This window comes from Billgrantia aerodenitrificans, from assembly GCF_021404405.1.
Lineage (GTDB): Bacteria > Pseudomonadota > Gammaproteobacteria > Pseudomonadales > Halomonadaceae > Halomonas > Halomonas aerodenitrificans.
In genome coordinates, this window is record NZ_JABFTV010000009.1 from 110,246 (window position 1) to 128,024 (window position 17,779).

A 17,779-nucleotide genomic window follows, 5' to 3' on the forward strand; every position below is an offset into this window, starting at 1 on the left:
TAGTCGGGTCGGTGACAAATCGTAGTATTCTGGCCTTCGGAATGAGAAAGAGCCCCGCAGGGCCCAGTGTCGTCAGGGAGCGAAGGTGCCTAGCAGGCACTCGCTGTATGCAAGCGTCGGTGATGTCGCCAGCGAATTCCTTGGCAATCTCTTTCTCCGTGGCTTCCAGCACCATGCCCGCAAGCGGAAGCTCGATTCGCCCTTGGCGATCGTAGCCACCCTCAAAACGGCAACGACCTCATCACCTGCCTGTCGGCGCTGCCTGGTCACGCGCGACCCGGCATACACTCTCCTACACCTTCTGCCCCCGCTCGAGTAGATAGTTCCAGTAGCCACTGGCCTAGTACAGATCCATGAGTCTGACCCGGCCGCTTACCAAGTGGCCTTGCTACACAACGTGATATTCAATGACACGATCCCACAAAGACGATGCGCGGCGCAGGCTGAGCCAGCCGCGGCGTTCCAGGAGCTTGCACTATTGCACGCTGCGGTAGCCCTCATCCATGTGGTCAGCGGCGCTTGCCGGAAAAAGCGCATCCTGATGCACGATGCCAAGGGGCAAGCATGTCATCCTTGGCTCCACACTTTTTGCGCCGCTTGGGTTTTGCCTTAGTCTTCTCTTTCTGGCGGAACTTAAGTTTTTTATCAGCAGCGATCCTTCTGAGCTGCTCTTTTCTAAAGCGCTCCTCGGGTGTCAGTTCGATTTCTGTCTTTTCCTCTGGGAAGCGACCGCGCTCTAAAAGCTGCTCAGCAGCAATCTTCTTTCGCGCACGATACCCATCGATCCGCTCCCGTGATGTCTTCTTGGCCACCCCCACTCCCTCACCCAATGCTACTTGCTATGCCCATCATAGCGGGTTGCACTGCTTGGTCGCAGACTGGTCGCAGTCTGCATGCTACAATCGCGCATCTTTCTAACATGCCAGCCAGCTAAGTGATTGAAGTAACAGGAAAGAGCGATGCAGGCGCATCCTCGACTAGCCTGGAAACGAACCTAGAATCTCTCGGTGGCAACACCGTGCCGGTTCAAGCCCGGCTCCGGGCACCAGGCTCTTCGCTATCCCACTCTCATCCCTGTAACCTCAGGCACCTTTGAGCCAAGCTGGCTGATGCAACAGGCTTCAGCGAGAACCCGCATGGCCCCAAGCATACTGGCTCGTAGCGAACATGACGTACTGGTCATCGGTGGCGGTGTCGCCGGCCTGACCCTCGCCCTGCATGCCGCCGAGACGCGTCGCGTCACACTGGTGCGCCCCGCCAACGACGACCAGGGTGCCAGCCGCTGGGCCCAGGGCGGCATTGCCGCGGTGCTCTCCCCCCAGGACGACTTCGATGCCCACGTAGCGGATACACTGGTGGCCGGCGATGGGCTGTGTGACGAGCGGGCCGTGCGCTTTACCGTCGAACAGGGGCCCGGGGCCATCGAATGGCTGCTCTCGCTCGGCGTGCCCTTCACCCGCGACGACAGTCCCACCGCCAGCTACCCCTACCACCTGACTCGCGAAGGCGGACACGGTACGCGCCGCATCATCCACGCCGAGGATGCCACCGGACGTGCCGTGCTGGATACGCTGAAGCGCCATGCCGAGGGGCATGCCGCCATCACAATCCGCGACGACCTGGTGGCCATCGAGCTACTGTCGGACAGCGAGAACCGCTGTCGCGGCGCACGCTGCCTGGATGAGCAAGGCCAGCTGCAAGAACTGGTGGCCAACGACACCGTGCTGGCCACCGGCGGCGCCAGCGGCATCTATCGCCATGCCACCAGCCCACACCCTGCCAGCGGCGAAGGTATGATGATGGCGGCCGAACTGGGCGCCGAGCTGATGAACCTCGAGTTCCAGCAGTTTCACCCCACCTGTCTCTTCGATCCGGAAGGCCCACCCTTCCTCATCAGCGAAGCAGTGCGCGGCGAAGGCGGACGCCTCTACAGCACCGACGGACGCCGCTTCATGCCGGAACTCGACCCCCGCGCCGAACTGGCACCGCGCGACATCGTCGCCCGCGCCATCGACGCCGAGATGCAGCGCACCGGCTCGCCCCATGTCTGGCTGGACGTGACACACCTGGGCGAAACGGCCATCCGTCATCACTTCCCTACCATCCATGCCCACTGCCTTGGCCGCGGCCTGGACATCACCCGGCAGCCGATCCCCGTGGTGCCCGCCGCCCACTACAGCTGCGGCGGGATTGCCACCGACCCGGACGGCCGCTCCAGCGTGCCGCATCTGTATGCCATCGGGGAAGTGGCCTGCACGGGCCTGCATGGAGCCAACCGCATGGCCAGTAACTCGCTGCTGGAGTGCCTGGTCTTTGCCCGTAGCTGCGCTGCCAGACTGGCGCACGCCGAAGCAACCGCCCCGGCGTCGCTGACGCCTTCACATTCAGGGAGTGGGTCGGTCGACGCCGAACGTATTCAGCAATGGCGTCTTCGTATGCGCAGCGTCATGAGCCAGCATGTGGCAATCGTGCGCCGCGACGCAGGGCTTGAGGCCGCTGCCGACGAACTGGACGCGCTGATACATGAGGTGCGAAGCGCCATCGCCAATGCCGCACCCAGCACGGCGCTGGCAAGTCTGTGGCATGCGCTCAGGCTGGCCCGCCTGACCGTCAAGGCGGCGCGCATGCGCCGCGAATCCCGCGGGCTGCACTACAACCCCGATTGCCCGGAGCACGTGAAGACCGGCCTGACACCACTACCGTCGCGCCTGCATCTGCACGACCTGAGCCTGTAACGGCGCCATCCGGCCTGCGCTCAGCCGATACGCCGCGCGTCATCGCACTAGGCTGTGTCTGGAAAGTCGGCGAGCGAAGGTCAGGGCTAGGCCCGTTCCCTACGGGCCAACGCACTTCCCACATCCATGTGGGTCGCAAGGCAAAAATCAGCGACAAATCGGCAGGGAAGCCGATTTGGGCAGCTCCGCTGCTCGAAGAGCGAGCGACAGGGATGTCGCGAGTCAAAAGACGGAGTTTACGTGGTGTAAATGAGTACTTTGAGCTGATTTTTAACGCCGTATGGCCAAGCGCAGCCAGTTTTCAGACGTAGCCTAAGGCGCGGCGCAGCTGGCGTAACGCATCGCCGGGCGCGCTGTCGGGCCATAGCCATGTCCTGCGTCCGTCGAGTTTCAGCGCGAGCAGCCAGGGGCCAAGGTAATCGCAAGTCAACCTGACCGGCACCGCCTCGACAGTAGGCTCAGGCTGCCACGACCAACGCCAGCCGCCGGCTGCTTCCGGATGCATGTGCAATACGCCACGTGCCTGCCCGCACCACAGCCACCAAGCCAGCGGCACCAGCCACCCCACGGCCGGCACTGTCAGCCAGCTCGGCCCGAAGTGGAGCACGACCCCCGTGACCAGTACGGCCAGCAGAAACTGACAGCACCACGCCAGCCTAGACGGGGCGATGAGGATCGTTGTCGGCGTTCTCGGCATGTTGCTGTATCAGCGTCACGATACGCTGAAACTCCGGGGCAGGCGGATCACGCCTCATCAGCCAGGCGAACAGATCCTGGTCTTCACCTTCGATCAGTGCTCGGTAGGCGGCTTGGTCGTCGTCGCCCAACTGATCGTAGCAGTGCTCGAGGAAGGGAATCAGTAGCAGGTCGAGCTCCCACATTCCGCGCCGTGAATGCCAATAGAGCCGCTTGCGCAAGGCTGCAGCATCGGGGGTGTTCGCTTCGCTCAACGTCGGCCTCGGTGGTCTGAAAGAATGGCCAACCAGTATACCGAACCCTCGAAAATACGGCAGCGCCTACCCTCACATTGTGCGATTTCCTTGACCATGGTCGTAGTGCGTTGTTTTATCACGATTTGAGCAGTATGCTGAGGGTAGAATAAGAATGCCGCCCAGTCCCACCGGACCGGGAATCGCCTGGAGAGATGACCCGATGACCAAATCCGAATTGATCGAGCAAATCGCCATGCGACAGCCCGAGCTTTCGATCAAGGAAGTCGAATCTGCGGTTCGCCTGATCCTCGATGACATCACCGACACCCTGGCCGAAGGCGGGCGTGTCGAAATAAGGGGTTTCGGCAGTTTTTCCTTGCACTATCGTGAGCCGCGGGTTGGTCGCAACCCCAAGACCGGGGATCCGGTCGCGCTGGAGGGCAAGTTCGTGCCACACTTCAAACCCGGCAAGGAGCTTCGCGAGCAGGTCAATGCCAGCCGCGCCCTCGGCTATTAATTTTTCGAACTAACAAGGGATAGACACATGCGTTGGCTCAAAGGCCTGATCGTTGCCATCATTCTGCTGGCGGTCCTGCTTGTCGGCATCCTCTTTGCCGTCAACAACCAGCAGACGGTACCGCTGAACCTGATCTGGCTGGAGCTGCCGGCAGTATCGCTCTCCGTCTGGCTCCTGGCCGCCCTGGTGAGTGGCGTCATGCTGGGAATGCTGGCGATGACGGGAGTCTGGCTGCGGCTGCGCACTGCACTCTCCCGCGCCCAGCGGCTGAACCGCCAGCAGCGCAAGGAACTCGACCGGCTTCGCGTTCAGGAGCTCAAGGAACTGCCCTAAATGCCCGATGCCCTGCTGCTTGCCCTGCTGGTGGCTGCCGTTGCCATTGGCTGGTGGCTAGGCCGACGCGAGCGCCAGGGTAATCGCAATCCCGCGCCGCCGAACACGCTGTCGCGGGATTACTTCGTCGGCTTGAACTATCTGCTAAACGAGCAGCCCGACCGCGCCATCGAGACTTTCGTCAGCGCACTCGAGGTCAACAGCGAAACCGTCGACACTCATATCACTCTGGGCAATCTCTTTCGTACCCGAGGCGAAGCCGACCGTGCCGTCAAGATTCACCAGAACCTGCTGGCCCGCCCCACCCTGACCGCACTGCAAAGCGACCAGGTGCAGCTCGAGCTCTCCCGCGACTTTCTGCATCTGGGGCTGTTCGACCGCAGCGAGCGTCTACTCCAGCAGTTGATCCGCGATACCAGCCATGACGACATCCGCCATGCCGCCAAGCGGCTGCTGGCCGATCTGTTCGATCGTGAAGGCGAGTGGCAGGCCGCTTTCGACGTCGCTTATCCCAATCTGGTCCGCCAGCATGACGACTTACGCCGCGCCGCGGCCCACTGGCTGTGCGAAATGGCCGATCAGGAGCGCCACTCGGCAAGCCCGGGCCTGGCCCGCAAGCATCTGCGCCGTGCGCTCTCCATCGACCCACGCTGCGTACGCGCCAACCTGCTGCTGTCAGCTCTGGCCCAGGATACCGGCCACTATCGCGAAGCCATTCGCATCCTCATGCGCATCCCCGATCAGGACCTGGACATGATGCCGATCGTGCTCGAGCCGCTGCATCATGCCTATCGCATGCTCGACGACGAGTCCGGTCTGGTGACCTGCCTCGAGGAACTGCTGGAGCGCGCCCACGTTACCAGTCTGATCATTCTGCTGGCCGAAACCCAGCGCAAGAGGCTCGGCCTGCAAGTGGCCATCGACCTGGTCAGCGAGCAACTCAGTCGCGCCCCCAGCCTGGGGGCGCTCGATTACCTGCTGGACCTCTATCAGCATCAACAGCAAGAGCGTGGCGCGCCCGACAACCGGTTGCAGTTGCTCAAGCAGCATACCCACGCCCTGTTGGCGGTTCGCCCACGCCACCGCTGCCAGCGCTGCGGCTTCGCCGGGCAACCGCTGCACTGGCAGTGCCCCAGCTGTCGCAGTTGGGGCACCACGCGTCCCATCACCGGCATCGAGGGAGAGTGATTTCCCGGTACCTTAGCTTGCCGGCACCTCAGCTTACCGCCAGCTCCTTCTCGATGGCCACCAGCGCCGCCATGGGATCCTGCGCCTGAGTGATCGGCCGGCCAATCACCAGATGGGTGCTTCCCGCCGCCATGGCCTCGGCCGGAGTCATCACGCGACGCTGATCTCCATGCTCGGCACTGCGCGGCCTGATACCCGGTGTCACCTTGAGAAAATCGGCGCCACACAGCTGCCGCAGCCTGGTCGATTCCTGAGCCGAGCAGACCACGCCATCCAGGCCGCACTCGCGGGTCAGCAGGGCCAGACGCTCGACATGCTCCGCCGCCGGCGCGGCCACGCCAACCTCGGCAAGATCTTCACCCGTCATGCTGGTCAGCACCGTCACTGCAATCAGATGCGTCTCGAGGCCGTACCGGTCCAGCCGCTCACGCGCCGCCTCCATCATTCGCCGCCCACCGCTGGCATGCACGTTGACCATCCACACCCCCTGCTCGGCTGCAGCCTGCACGGCCCCGGCAACGGTGTTGGGAATGTCGTGGAACTTCAGATCGAGAAAAAGCTGAAAGCCACGCCCGTGGAGCGCCTCGACGATCTCCGGACCACTGCGTGTGAACAGCTCCTTGCCTACCTTGAGGCGACAGCGCGCAGGGTCGAGCCGGTCGGCCAGACACAGGGCGGCATCGAGGGAAGAGTGATCGAGGGCGATGATCAGCGGTGAATCACAGGACACGTTACGGCACTCCGACGGCGAGTTGAGCGGCGATTATACCAGCCCGGGAGCGTTAACCCTTCTTCGTCGAGTGGGCTATCTTCTGAACTATGCTCTTGCCTAATGCAGTCCCTTGCGATTGCACGGCAAATCTTGCCATGTGGCGATTCAGGTGACGACAACGACCAAGCCCCGAACCGATGGACTGGGAGGACTCCATGACAATCGAACAACGCATTGGTCCTATCTCCCTGCCCGACAACCGTACCCAGCGACTGCTCACTGCACTGCTGGAGGGTTCGGGAGTGACCCTGAACGGCGATGCCCCGTGGGACCCCCAGGTCTATCATCCCGACTTCTGTTCACGCATCCTGCGCCAGGGCTCCCTGGGACTGGGAGAATCCTACATGGACGGCTGGTGGGAGTGCGAAAGCCTCGACGAACTGGCCTGTCGCTTGCTCCAGCACGGCCTCGGCGAACGCGCCCGCCCAACGTCCGATCGAATCATGTATCGGCTGCAGGCGGGGCTGCTCAATCTGCAGAGCAGGGCCCGCGCCTACATGGTCGGCGAAGCCCATTACGATCTCGGCAATGATCTCTTCGAGCGGATGCTCGATCCGACCATGTGCTACTCCTGTGGCTACTGGAGAGAGGCCACCACGCTTCACGAGGCGCAGCTCGCCAAGCTCGAGCTGGCCTGCCGCAAGCTGGAGCTTCGCCCCGGCATGCACGTGTTGGACATCGGCTGCGGCTGGGGCAGTTTCGCCGAATATGCGGCCCGCCACCATGAGGTTACCGTCACCGGTATCACCATCTCCCGCGAGCAGGCAGAGCTGGCCCGGCAGCGCTGCGCCGGGTTGCCCGTCGATATTCGCCTGATGGATTACCGCGAGCTCGACGGACGCTTCGACCGCATCGTCTCCATCGGCATGTTCGAGCATGTCGGCCATCGCAACTACGCTACCTATTTCCAGACCGTGGAGAAACTACTGGCTGACACGGGCCTCTTCCTGCTGCATACCATCGGCTCGAACAGCTCCGAGATCACCGTCGACCCCTGGATCGACCGCTATATCTTCCCCAATGGCGTGCTGCCCTCGGCACGATACATCGCCGACGCCAGCGAAGGCCTGCTGTTGCTCGAGGACTGGCACAACTTCGGCCCTGACTATGACAAGACGCTAATGGCCTGGCGCAACAACTTCGATGCCCGGTGGCACGAGATAGCCGACCGTTACTCCAAGCGCATCGAGCGGATGTTCCGCTACTACCTGTCGGTATGTGCCGGCGCCTTTCGCGCTCGCGACATACAGCTTTGGCAAGTGGTTTTTTCCCGCGGCCGCACCGTGCGATACGACGCGCCGCGCTGAGAGAACGGTATACGGTCAAGGATGGCTTACAAAATCTGTAGGCAATCTCTTACAGCCCTAGACAGGTGATTTACGCACTGTTACATCGTATATTAGGCCTTCGCTAAACGGCTCTACCCCGATGCAGATGCTCGTCGCGCTGCCATCCTACCTGAGGCACTATGCCGAGCCGTTATATAACAACAGCTTGTTTGCAATGATGCAGCAGGAAACCAAGGAACACCCGCATGCCACACGACAATGCCATGACGGGTGGGGGGCTGAATGAGCCAATCGGCATGCACGATTTCGCTGAACGCCTGCCTGGCGTCATCTTTCAGTTTCATCGTGACCCAACCGGCCACATGCACTTCCCCTACCTGGCCGGAAGCGGCACCAGCCTGCCTGGCATCGACCGCCACGCTCTGAGCCAGGATGCGCGTCACATGCTCGACCGCCTGGATGCGGAGGACCACCCGCGTGTCATGGCCGCCATCGAGCGCTCGGCGCGCTGGCGCATTCCCATTGCCACCAAGTTCCGCATCCGCCTCTCCGGTCGTCGCTATCGCTGGGTCGCGCTGCGCGCCCAGCCCGAAGATTCGGCGACCGGCGTGCTCTGGCATGGCCTGATGATCGACATCACCGAACAGATGGCCGAAGAGGCAAGACTGCGCAAACTCTCGGATACCGACGATCTGACCGGTCTGGCCAATCGTCGGCGCCTGATGTCGCGTCTGGACGAAGAGATCGCCAGGAGCAACCGTCACGGCAGCCCACTGTCGTTGATGCTCATCGATCTGGATCACTTCAAACGAGTCAACGACACCTGGGGGCATCTCCAGGGCGACCAGGTACTCGCCGAATTCGCTACCCTGTGCCATGACCTGCTGCGCGAAGAGGACGTCATCGGTCGCCTGGGCGGCGAGGAGTTCGCCGTGGTCCTACCGCTGACCCCGCTGGTCGCCAGCCGTCCCCTCGCCGAACGCCTGCGCAGCGAGATTGCCGATTATGACTTCGGTATCTCGTCCGGTCAGCTCACCGCCAGCATCGGTCTTGCCGAATACCGCCTGGGAGAGCCGAGAGACGCCTTGATCGAGAGGGCCGACCGCAGTCTCTATGCTGCCAAGCGCCAAGGGCGCAATCGTGTCGTCAGTTGAACGGCGTCAGCTGGTATTGCGTCGCTTTTGCCACCAGTGCATCACGACATGCAGCGGCAGGTAAAGCACGAGTGGCCAGACCAAGGCCAGCAGTAGCAGGTACAGCAGCGGATCGGCCCACTGCTGAGGGGTTCCAAAAGGCCCGTGCACCCAGTTGATGTTGCGCTCGGGCTCGGTGAAGAGATAAGTGAGCGGCAGCAGCAACCAGGTCAGCAGCGTCTGCCACCTCAGGGCTCGAGAGTCGTAGCCCAGCCTCAGCACGGCGTAGCCGGCTACCACCGGCAGAATGAGGTGATAGAGCGACAGCACCCTGGCCAGCCAGGGATGTCCGGGATCGAGCATGTACTCGGTGCCGCCGATCGGGTGTACCCCGGTCAACCAGGCCACGCCGACATCCAGCGTCCAGAAGGCCCCTACCAGCGCCACCGAGAGCCACTGCATCGACAGCAGCAGACGGCTTTCCAGCCACAGGCCAAGCAGGATCAGAAAGCTGGCGACATTGCACAACCAGAAGTAGTTCTGCACGCCTAGCATCACGGCAAAGGCAGGCGCCCAGAACAGGATCCAGCCGGTGAACAGCAACTTGAGCCAGAGCGGCAAGGCGCTATGCTGATGCATTGAAACTCGACTCCCTGACGAGCCCCGCATTGGCGGCCCGGCTTGATTTCAGGGCTTCCCTTCCCTACAGCGTAGCCATGCAAAGGCCAAATGCCTCAGGAGAAACCGGCATGACCCAGCTCTCGCGTCAACCCTGCGAGGCCTGCCGCCGCCAATCCCCCACCGTGTCGGAAGCGGAAATCAGGCTGTTCAAACCCGAGGTGCCCGAGTGGCAGATTGTCGAACGCAATGGCATCATGCAACTTGAGCGGGTCTTTACCTTCCCCAATTTTCGTCAAGCGCTGGCGTTCACCAATCGCGTGGGCGAGATTGCCGAGGCCGCTGGCCACCACCCGGCGCTCCTGACCGAATGGGGTAGGGTCACCGTGAACTGGTGGACCCATAAGATCAAGGGCCTGCATCGCAACGACTTCATACTTGCCGCCAGAACCGACGAGGTAGCGAAATAAATGTTCGAACATATTGAGCGGGTCCCCGGGGACGCCATCCTCGGCCTGATCGAGGCCTTCAAGAAGGACACCAATCCTCAGAAGGTCGATCTCGGCGTCGGTGTCTACAAGGACGCCCAGGGCAACACCCCGGTGATGCGCGCCGTCAAGGAAGCCGAGGCCCTGCTGCTCAAGAACGAAACCACCAAGACCTACATCGGCTCCCACGGCGCGCCCCAGTATGGCGAAGTGGTTCTGCCCATGGTGCTTGGCAAGGACTCACCGGTGCTGGCCGCCAAGCGCGCCAGTGCCACTCAGTCCCCGGGGGGCACCGGCGCCCTGCGGCTGGCTGCCGACTTCATCAGCGCCCAGCTTCCCGGCAAGGGTATCTGGGTGAGCGACCCCACCTGGCCGAACCATCACGGCATCTTCACGGCGGCAGGGATCGAGCTGCACAAGTACCCCTACGTCGACGCCGAAAACCGCCTCGATTTCGAGGGCATGCTGGCAGCCGTCAAGCAGATTCCCGCCGGCGACGTCATCGTGCTGCACGCCTGCTGCCACAACCCCACCGGTTTCGACCTGGACCGTGGACAGTGGCAGCAGATTCTCGAAGTGGTACGCGAACGCAACCTGCTACCGCTGATCGACTTCGCCTATCAGGGCTTCGGTGAAGGCCTCGACGAGGATGCCTATGGCGTGCGCCTGATGGCCGAAAACCTCGACGAGGTCATCATCACCAGCTCCTGCTCGAAGAATTTCGGCATCTACTGCGAGCGTACCGGCTGCCTGATCATGGTGGCGAAGAACAGCGAGCAGATGGAGAACGTGCGCTCCCAGGTAGCTATCGTGGCACGCGAGAACTACTCCAACCCGCCGGCTCACGGCGGCGCTATCGTCAGCGAGATCCTGCACTCTGCCGAACTGGCCGCCCTCTGGCGCGAGGAACTCACCGAAATGCGCGACCGCATCAATACCCTGCGGCGCGACTTCGTCGAGTCACTCAAGCCCTACGGACTCGATCAGAAATATGCCTGCGTGGCCGAGCAGCGCGGCATGTTCTCCTATACAGGGCTCAAGCCCGAGCAGGTCGACCGCCTGCGCGACGAGTTCGGTATCTACATGGTGCGCTCGGGTCGCGCCAACGTGGCCGGCTTCTCCCACGAGAACCTGCCCTACCTGGCCAAGGCCATCGCGGCCGTCAACTAGGCAACGCTCGCCCGAACGCAAAGCCCCGGCTCAGGCCGGGGCTTTGCGTTCGGGCGAGCGGTCAACGGTCCCGTCAGCCCTCCTTGCCATCGAACAACGGCCGCATGTTCTCGATCAGATAGCGGTCATCGAATCCCGCCTCCTGCTTCAACGCGTCCAGGTCGGGTATGTTCACCTGATATCGGTCGCGGAACACCAGACCATCGTCGTTCAGCGCGGTAAAGGTACGGCTGACATGCACCGGGCTGAGCCCCAGCAGATCCGCCAGGATCTCTTGGGATAGAGGCAAGCGCAGACTGTCACTGCCGTTGGCCTCGGTCTGGCGGAGGCGCTGAAACATCTCCAGAATGAAGTGGGCCACCTTCTGGCGGGCATTGCGGCGTGCCAGATTGACCAGACGCTCCGTGAGCAGCACTTGCTGACGACTGGCAATGGCGAAGAGGATGGAGGTCAGTGTCAAGGACTGCCGAAAGATATCGACCAGGTGGCGGTGCGGAAAGAAACACACCTCGCCATCCTCGACCATCTGCACGCCGGCCAGACGCTGGGAGAAGGCGAACTCGCGCAGACCGATGATATCCCCCGGCAGGTAGATCTCCAGGATCTGCCGAGTCCCGTTTTCCAATTCGCGGTAGGAGAATGCCCAGCCATGCTTGAGCGTGCAGAATTCATGAGCCTCGTCTCGCTCCTCCCACAGGACAGTGCCGGCCCGCACCGGCGTAGCGCTATCTTCCAGCCGGGCCAGTAGCATAACGTCCTCGTCTGACACCGGGTGGTAATGGCGAAAATGGCGAACGACACAGCTCTCCTCTGAGCTCATCGGTACTCTCCTCTCGATGCAGACGCAAGCCCACGCACGTGAACACTCAAAACCGTTACAGCATTATACGACAAAGGCAGTCTTGACCAATCAGTCAGGCTCAGGCCAGACTGGATGCGCCTTGTATACAAACCCAACTCATAAGAGGCTCACCATGGCGGCTTCCCCTGTGCACTACCCCTGGTACAAGAAGGAGGATACCGACGCCTTCTTCGCCCTTTTTCAGAACAATATCGCGAATTTCGTCATCATTGCGATCACCATGCTGGGCATGGGGTTCCCCGCCTCCATCGTCTTCGGCCAGGTGCTCCCGGGAGCCGCCGTCGCCGTGATGGTGGGTAATTTCTACTATGCCTGGAGTGCGGCCCGACTGGCACGCAAGGAAAATCGCAGCGACGTCACCGCGCTCTCCTACGGTATTTCCACTCCGGTGATGTTCGTGTTTCTGTTCGGCGTGCTGCTGCCCGCCAAACAGCTCACCGGCGATGCCACGCTGGCCTGGAAGGTTGCCGTGGCGGCCTGTTTCATCAGCGGCGCCATCGAGGCGGCCGTGAGCCTCATCGGCCGCTGGGTCCAGTATCACCTGCCCCGCGCAGCCATGCTCGGTGCCGTCGCGGGGGTGGCACTAACCTTCATCGCCGGCGAGATGCTGTTCAAGACGCTGGAAATGCCGATCATCGGCCTGTTGGTACTGGCGATCATCATCGTCGGCCTGGTGGCCCGCGTCGCCATGCCGTTCCGCCTGCCCACCTCGCTGTTCGCCATCGTCATCGGCACCGCCATGGCCTACCTGATCGGCGATGCTGGCGGCGAGCGCTTCAGCGATGCCTTCACCCATCTGGGCTTCTATCCGTTGCTGCCCAACATGGCCTGGTTCGAGGGGCTTGGGCTGCTGTTCACCGGCATGTTGGCGGTGCTCACGGTGGTACTGCCGATCACGCTGTACAACGCCATCGAGACCATGAACAACGTCGAGGCGATGGAAGCCGCAGGCGACAAGTATGACGTTCGCGAATGCCAGGCGGTAGATGGAGCCGGCACCATGATCGGCGCGCTGTTCGGCGGCGTCTTCCCGACCACCGTCTACATCGCCACCGTAGGTGCCAAGTGGATGGGAGCAGGACGCGGCTACAGCATCCTCAATGGTGCAGTCTACGCCTTGGCCACCATGTTCGGCCTGATTGCCGCCCTGGCGGCCATCATCCCGGTCTCGGTGGTTGCCCCGATTCTGGTCTTCGTCGGCATGTCGATGATCGCCACTGCCTTTCAGAGCAACGATACGCGTTACTATCCCGCCGTGGCACTGGCCATGCTGCCCTACTTCGCCAACTACGTGATGACCCGCTTCAACAATGCCGCCGGTGAGACGGTCGCAGGCATCTCGCCCGGTATCGTGCCGCTGGGCCAGGGCGCCATGTTCATGGCCATCTTGATCGGCGCCATGACCGTTTCGGTCATCGATCACCAGTTCCGCCGCGCCGCCGCTTTCGCCGGCGTCGCGGCCGCCTTCTCCTTCGTCGGCCTGATGCATGCGCCCAAGCTGGCCTTCAACGCCGCCTGGGACTTCACGTTGGGCTACCTGGTGATGGGCGTGCTTTTCCTCTATTTCGCCTGGCAGCAAGAGAAGCTGGTCACCCCATACTCAGCCAATTCCGCATCCAACCGGCAACCCTCTTCCGCCGATTGATGACGCCCCACTGGCCATGCAACCAAAAAGCCCTGTCGAGTGACAGGGCTTTTCGCAGCAAGAAGCGCCTTCATGAGCGAAGCCGCTGTCTCAACTCGTCATTGACGAGCCTGCCAGGTCAGACAGTTACTGGATGGGCTGGGCGGGCTGTTCACCACCCTGCTGCTGCATCTGATCCTGCAGGTCCTGCATCTGCTGCTGTTGCTGGGCAATCGCCTCGTCCAGGCGCTGACGCTGCTCATCGGTGAAGACAGCTTCGATGCGGGACTGCAGCAGTACCGTCTCGGCAGTAATTTCACCGGTCAGGTCGCCCAGCCGCGCAGCATCCTGGCGAATGGCATTCTCGTCGAAGTCGGGGCCAACGTACTCACCGAGGCGCGCTTGCAACGCCTGAGCCTCCTGCTCCTTGGGTGCCAGCTGTCGCTCCGCCTCGTCGAGCAAGCCACGGATTTCCTGCTGCTGATTCTCGTCCAGATCGAGCAACTGATCGAGCTGATCCACCTGGTCGCCCTGGGGCGGTGCCTGCATCTGCTGCGCTGCCGCAGCGCCAGCGATGCCCAGGGTGAGCGCGAGAGTTGCCACAAATTTGGTGAGCTTCATTGGTTACTCCATTCCATCAGAGTTGCTTTCATGGCTCGTGCCGGCCGAGCCACTACGTCCTTACCCTGACAGCACATAGCGCCTCAGGTTCGCTCACGAGCCAAAAGTTTCGACTCGGGCCCGCCATCGTGCCCCCTTCGGGCCAGCAAGCGGCGCATCAGTTGCCAAGCCATCAAGCCTGCCAACACGTTCCCCAACGCGGCCCCCATGGCCAGACCGGCAAGCCCACCGAGCCAGGCCCCCAGCCACAGGCAAGGGAGATAACAGACGAAGAGCCTTGCCGCCGACATAAGCATGGCCCTCAGCGGCCAGCCCAACGCGTTGCCGGCGGAAACCACCAGCATGCAGACGCCCAGCGCGGCGTAGCTTGGCAGCAGGAAGCGAATCAGCAGGGTCAGATCCCCGCGCACCTCTGGGCTTCCGGCCAGCAGCTGCGCCAGCCACGGAGCCAGGATTGCCAGTAGCAGGCCGAGCCCAAGCTGCCATGCCACCACGACCCGCAGCGCCAGGCCTATCAGTTCGCGAACCTGCTGCCAGTCGCCTGCACCGTAGCAACGACCCAACCAAGGGGGTAACGACATGGTCATGGCCAGGACCACGACCAGAGCCAGGGTCTCGAGCCGGCTTGCCAATCCCCAGGCCGCTACAGAAGCTTCTCCCAGGCCGGCCACTACCGAGATGGCGAGCATCGCCGCCAATGGCGGCATCAGCTGTCCGATCATCGCGGGCCCAGCGATACCAATGAAGGGGCGTGCCGAAACCGCCAACTCCTGTCTGAGCCCGCTTCGCGCCAGCCAGTCGCTGTGACGCAAACGCCCCACCACGACCAGCAATCCGCAGCCAAAGGCTATTGCCGTGGCCCAGGCCGCGCCTGGAAGTCCGAGCCCCGACCAGGGGCCAACGCCGAAGATCAGCAGTGGATCGAGCGCCAGGTTGGCCAGACTGGTGACGACCATCATCTTGCCGGGCAGGCGTGTATCGCCATGGGCGCGGAACAGGCTGTAGATGAAGTAGAGCACCGCCCCCAGCCAGGCCGCAAACAGCTGGGGCGCCCAGTAGGCGCGAATCAGCGGCAGCGTTGCCGTATCGGCCCCCAGGCGGGTGAAAATCGGCACCTGGGCCCACCATAACACGATGGCCAGCAGCGCTATGGTCACGCTGCCCACCGACACCACCAGCGTTCCCAGGCGCCGTGCCCGTGCGACCTCTCCGGCACCCAGTGCTCGCGAGATCAGAGCCGCAATGGCAATGCCAAGCCCCACCTGCACGCCGATGATGAGAAAGGTCAGCGGAAAAGTGAACGACTGGGCAGCCAATGGCGCCGTGCCCAGACGAGACACGAAGGCACTGTCCACCAGTTGGAAACCCAGCAGCGCCAGCACGCCAATGGTCATCGGCCAGGTCTGGCGCCATAGCGTCAAGCCCAGGGAAGAGGCGGCAGCGACAGGCATCAGACGGCTCCATCAATGAAGGGGGCTGCATTCTACGTGAAAGCGCGCCGCCACTCAGCCCTGCAAGCCACTAGGAGCGGCCACCAACCCCAGCAGGACGCGCTCGGTCATTGCCGCTGGCATGGGACGATAAAAATAGAAACCCTGCACGAGATCGCACTTCATCTCGCGGATCAGCTCGAGCTGCCTTTCATCCTCCACGCCCTCCGCCACCACTTCGAGCCCAAGCCGATGGCCGATGAATACCGCCGCTTCCATGATGGCCCTGTCCTTCGGCTCGCCGGGTGCATCTCGTACGAAGGAACGATCGATCTTCAGTGCCGTCACCGGGAAGCGTTTGAGATAGCTCAGAGATGAAAACCCGGTGCCAAAATCATCGATGGCTATGCGAAAACCGAGATGATAGAGCCCCCATAGCCCGTCCAGAATCCGTTCGTCAGCTTCGATCAATACGTTCTCGGTCAACTCGATACCAATTTCCCGTGGCCCAAGACCATGGCGCGACAGGCATTGACGCAAGCGTTCGAAGACATCCGGGCGCGAAAGCTGACGCCCTGAGACGTTGATGTCGATGCGCTCCAACGGCACGCCGGCGGCACGCCACTGAGCTCGCTGACGGCACGCCTCCTCGATGACCCAGTCCCCCAGGCGGTGTATCAGCCCGGAGCGCTCGGCAACGCGGATGAACTCGTGGGGGGGAACCGCAGTGCCACCAGGGAGTTCCCAGCGCAACAGCGCCTCGAGGTTTTCGATGCGCCCGCTTATCGCCGAAACCTGAGGCTGATAGTGTAGAGTCAGCTCCCCAGCGCTCAAGGCGCGCTCCAGATTCTCGGCCAAGCGATGTTCTCGGACCAACTCGTCGTGCAGGTGTTGATGAAAAAAGCGGATGCTGCCACGCCCCTCCAACTTGGCTCGATTCTTGGCCACGTCGGCATTGCGGATCAGTTCACGTGCGCTGGCACCGTTATCAGGGAAGAGACAAACGCCGATACTGGCCGAGACGCGCCGCTCGTGGCCATCCAGTCCAAAAGGCTGCTTGAACAAGTCATGGATCTTGTTGACCACCTGCAGCACGTCTTCCTCGCGATGCAGCCCCGGGAAGGCCAACACGAACTCATCGCTGGAAACCCGGGACAGCAGGTCGGTCGAGCGTAGCGCATTGCGCAGCCTGCGGCTCAGCTCCACCAGCAATTGGTCTCCCTGCTCATAGCCCAGGGCGTCGTTGATCTCGACGAAATAGTCGATGTCCAGGTAGATCAGCGCCAACCCCACCCCGCGACGACGCACGCCATCGAGCAGATACGCCAGGTCGGACTCGAAGGTCTGTCGGTTCGGCAACTGCGTCAACCGGTCGTATCGAGTGGCGAATTCGAGATCTCGATGCGCCTGTTTCTGGTCCGAGAGGTCGACATCGACACAGAACATGAGGGGATCGTCGGTATGCTCTTTGAGCATCACGTGATGTGAGAAGACCGGCACCAACTCGCCGCTCTTGTGCTTCAGCTCCAGCTCTTCGGCTGGGATTTCGATACCGTCCTGGATCCAGGCCCGATGCGCATGGATGACCCCTTCACGCATGAAGTCGGGAATGATCAGATCCTCGAGCAGCCCGCCCAGCGCCTCGTCGGCGGTGTAACCGTAGAGTCGCGTACTTGCCTCGTTCCAGTAGATGACACGACGGTCGCGATCGTACCCCTGCACAGCGACCTTGGGCAGGCTCTCCAGCAGCGCACGAAAGCGCTGCTCACTTTCGAGATATTGCTGGCGTACAAGCGCTACGGCTTCGTCGTTTTGCGTCGAGTCGACAGTCGCGTCAATCGAAGGCCGCCCCAGAAACCGGAGCAGCCACCGCCTGAAGCGCTCATTGGGGATCATAGGACTTCCTCGTAAGGGGGGACGACGGCGTCGCTGTTCTCTATGCGGAACGTTTGCACCGTTTTTGTTACATCCTACACAGCATCGTCAGAATTCTCCTACGTCCTTAGTCCAATGTCTCCCTCTAACTACCCAGTCATAACCCAGTCTTCTAGCTGACGACGACGCTCC

At 62.1% G+C, this 17,779-nt stretch carries 18 protein-coding genes; 9 read left to right on the forward strand and 9 right to left on the reverse strand.

What is annotated here, in order from left to right; genetic code table 11:
* Positions 1–509 precede the first annotated feature (509 nt).
* Positions 510–812, reverse strand: a complete 303-nt coding sequence (locus HOP59_RS17070; RefSeq protein ID WP_234254765.1) for a hypothetical protein — start codon at positions 810–812, stop codon at positions 510–512.
* Positions 813–1,136: 324 nt separating this feature from the next.
* Here HOP59_RS17070 and nadB point away from each other — a divergent pair, with 324 nt between their 5' ends.
* Positions 1,137–2,735, forward strand: a complete 1,599-nt coding sequence (gene nadB / locus HOP59_RS17075; RefSeq protein ID WP_234254766.1) for an L-aspartate oxidase — start codon at positions 1,137–1,139, stop codon at positions 2,733–2,735.
* Between the two features lie 301 nt (positions 2,736–3,036).
* Here the strand turns inward: nadB and HOP59_RS17080 are convergent, their stop codons facing one another.
* Positions 3,037–3,432, reverse strand: coding sequence for a hypothetical protein (locus HOP59_RS17080; protein ID WP_158409657.1), 396 nt, complete (start codon positions 3,430–3,432; stop codon positions 3,037–3,039).
* Complete coding sequence (locus tag HOP59_RS17085) at positions 3,392–3,685, reverse strand: FAD assembly factor SdhE (protein ID WP_010629002.1); 294 nt, start codon at positions 3,683–3,685, stop codon at positions 3,392–3,394. Before HOP59_RS17085 ends, HOP59_RS17080 begins: the two co-directional genes overlap by 41 nt.
* A gap of 202 nt (positions 3,686–3,887) precedes the next feature.
* Between HOP59_RS17085 and HOP59_RS17090 the strand changes: the two genes are divergently transcribed.
* The 3 genes from HOP59_RS17090 to lapB are packed head-to-tail and all read left to right on the forward strand — an operon-like array spanning position 3,888 to position 5,705.
* A complete protein-coding gene (locus tag HOP59_RS17090) occupies positions 3,888–4,184 on the forward strand; it encodes an integration host factor subunit beta (RefSeq protein ID WP_010629003.1) in 297 nt (98 codons plus the stop codon).
* A gap of 27 nt (positions 4,185–4,211) precedes the next feature.
* A complete protein-coding gene (locus tag HOP59_RS17095; protein WP_010629004.1) occupies positions 4,212–4,517 on the forward strand; it encodes a LapA family protein in 306 nt (101 codons plus the stop codon).
* Complete coding sequence (gene lapB / locus HOP59_RS17100) at positions 4,518–5,705, forward strand: lipopolysaccharide assembly protein LapB (protein ID WP_010629005.1); 1,188 nt, start codon at positions 4,518–4,520, stop codon at positions 5,703–5,705. It abuts the gene before it with no gap.
* 28 nt (positions 5,706–5,733) lie between these two features.
* Here the strand turns inward: lapB and pyrF are convergent, their stop codons facing one another.
* The gene (gene pyrF, locus HOP59_RS17105) at positions 5,734–6,435 is read right to left on the reverse strand and encodes an orotidine-5'-phosphate decarboxylase (RefSeq protein ID WP_234254767.1); all 702 of its coding nucleotides are present in this window, start codon (positions 6,433–6,435) and stop codon (positions 5,734–5,736) included.
* A gap of 197 nt (positions 6,436–6,632) precedes the next feature.
* On the opposite strand from pyrF, the gene cfa reads away from it, so the two are divergent.
* Positions 6,633–7,784 (forward strand): cyclopropane fatty acyl phospholipid synthase, encoded by a 1,152-nt coding sequence (cfa, locus tag HOP59_RS17110; protein ID WP_234254768.1) that lies wholly within the window; start codon positions 6,633–6,635, stop codon positions 7,782–7,784.
* Between the two features lie 227 nt (positions 7,785–8,011).
* Entirely contained in the window at positions 8,012–8,920 is a 909-nt protein-coding gene (locus tag HOP59_RS17115; protein WP_010629008.1) for a GGDEF domain-containing protein, read from the forward strand.
* A 6-nt stretch (positions 8,921–8,926) separates the two neighbouring features.
* On the opposite strand, the gene HOP59_RS17120 is transcribed toward HOP59_RS17115, so the two are convergent.
* Positions 8,927–9,538 carry a hypothetical protein gene (locus tag HOP59_RS17120; RefSeq protein ID WP_010629009.1) on the reverse strand — a complete coding sequence of 204 codons (612 nt, stop codon included), beginning with the start codon at positions 9,536–9,538 and terminating at the stop codon, positions 8,927–8,929.
* A gap of 110 nt (positions 9,539–9,648) precedes the next feature.
* On the opposite strand from HOP59_RS17120, the gene HOP59_RS17125 reads away from it, so the two are divergent.
* Together HOP59_RS17125 and HOP59_RS17130 are read left to right on the forward strand one after the other, a co-directional pair.
* Positions 9,649–9,987, forward strand: coding sequence for a 4a-hydroxytetrahydrobiopterin dehydratase (locus HOP59_RS17125; protein ID WP_010629010.1), 339 nt, complete (start codon positions 9,649–9,651; stop codon positions 9,985–9,987).
* Positions 9,988–11,175, forward strand: a complete 1,188-nt coding sequence (locus HOP59_RS17130; RefSeq protein WP_234254769.1) for an amino acid aminotransferase — start codon at positions 9,988–9,990, stop codon at positions 11,173–11,175. It begins immediately after the preceding gene.
* 73 nt (positions 11,176–11,248) lie between these two features.
* On the opposite strand, the gene HOP59_RS17135 is transcribed toward HOP59_RS17130, so the two are convergent.
* Positions 11,249–11,995, reverse strand: a complete 747-nt coding sequence (locus tag HOP59_RS17135) for a Crp/Fnr family transcriptional regulator (RefSeq protein WP_026038191.1) — start codon at positions 11,993–11,995, stop codon at positions 11,249–11,251.
* Positions 11,996–12,149: 154 nt separating this feature from the next.
* On the opposite strand from HOP59_RS17135, the gene HOP59_RS17140 reads away from it, so the two are divergent.
* Positions 12,150–13,682 carry an NCS2 family permease gene (locus HOP59_RS17140; RefSeq protein ID WP_234254770.1) on the forward strand — a complete coding sequence of 511 codons (1,533 nt, stop codon included), beginning with the start codon at positions 12,150–12,152 and terminating at the stop codon, positions 13,680–13,682.
* 126 nt (positions 13,683–13,808) lie between these two features.
* Here HOP59_RS17140 and HOP59_RS17145 read toward each other — a convergent pair whose 3' ends face one another.
* From HOP59_RS17145 to HOP59_RS17155, 3 genes are all read right to left on the reverse strand, one after another.
* Positions 13,809–14,282 (reverse strand): Spy/CpxP family protein refolding chaperone, encoded by a 474-nt coding sequence (locus HOP59_RS17145; RefSeq protein WP_086508792.1) that lies wholly within the window; start codon positions 14,280–14,282, stop codon positions 13,809–13,811.
* 83 nt (positions 14,283–14,365) lie between these two features.
* Positions 14,366–15,733, reverse strand: coding sequence for an MATE family efflux transporter (locus HOP59_RS17150; RefSeq protein ID WP_234254771.1), 1,368 nt, complete (start codon positions 15,731–15,733; stop codon positions 14,366–14,368).
* Between the two features lie 54 nt (positions 15,734–15,787).
* Positions 15,788–17,608: a putative bifunctional diguanylate cyclase/phosphodiesterase gene (locus HOP59_RS17155; RefSeq protein ID WP_010629016.1), complete on the reverse strand. Its 1,821-nt coding sequence runs from the start codon at positions 17,606–17,608 to the stop codon at positions 15,788–15,790.
* Positions 17,609–17,779: the final 171 nt, after the last annotated feature.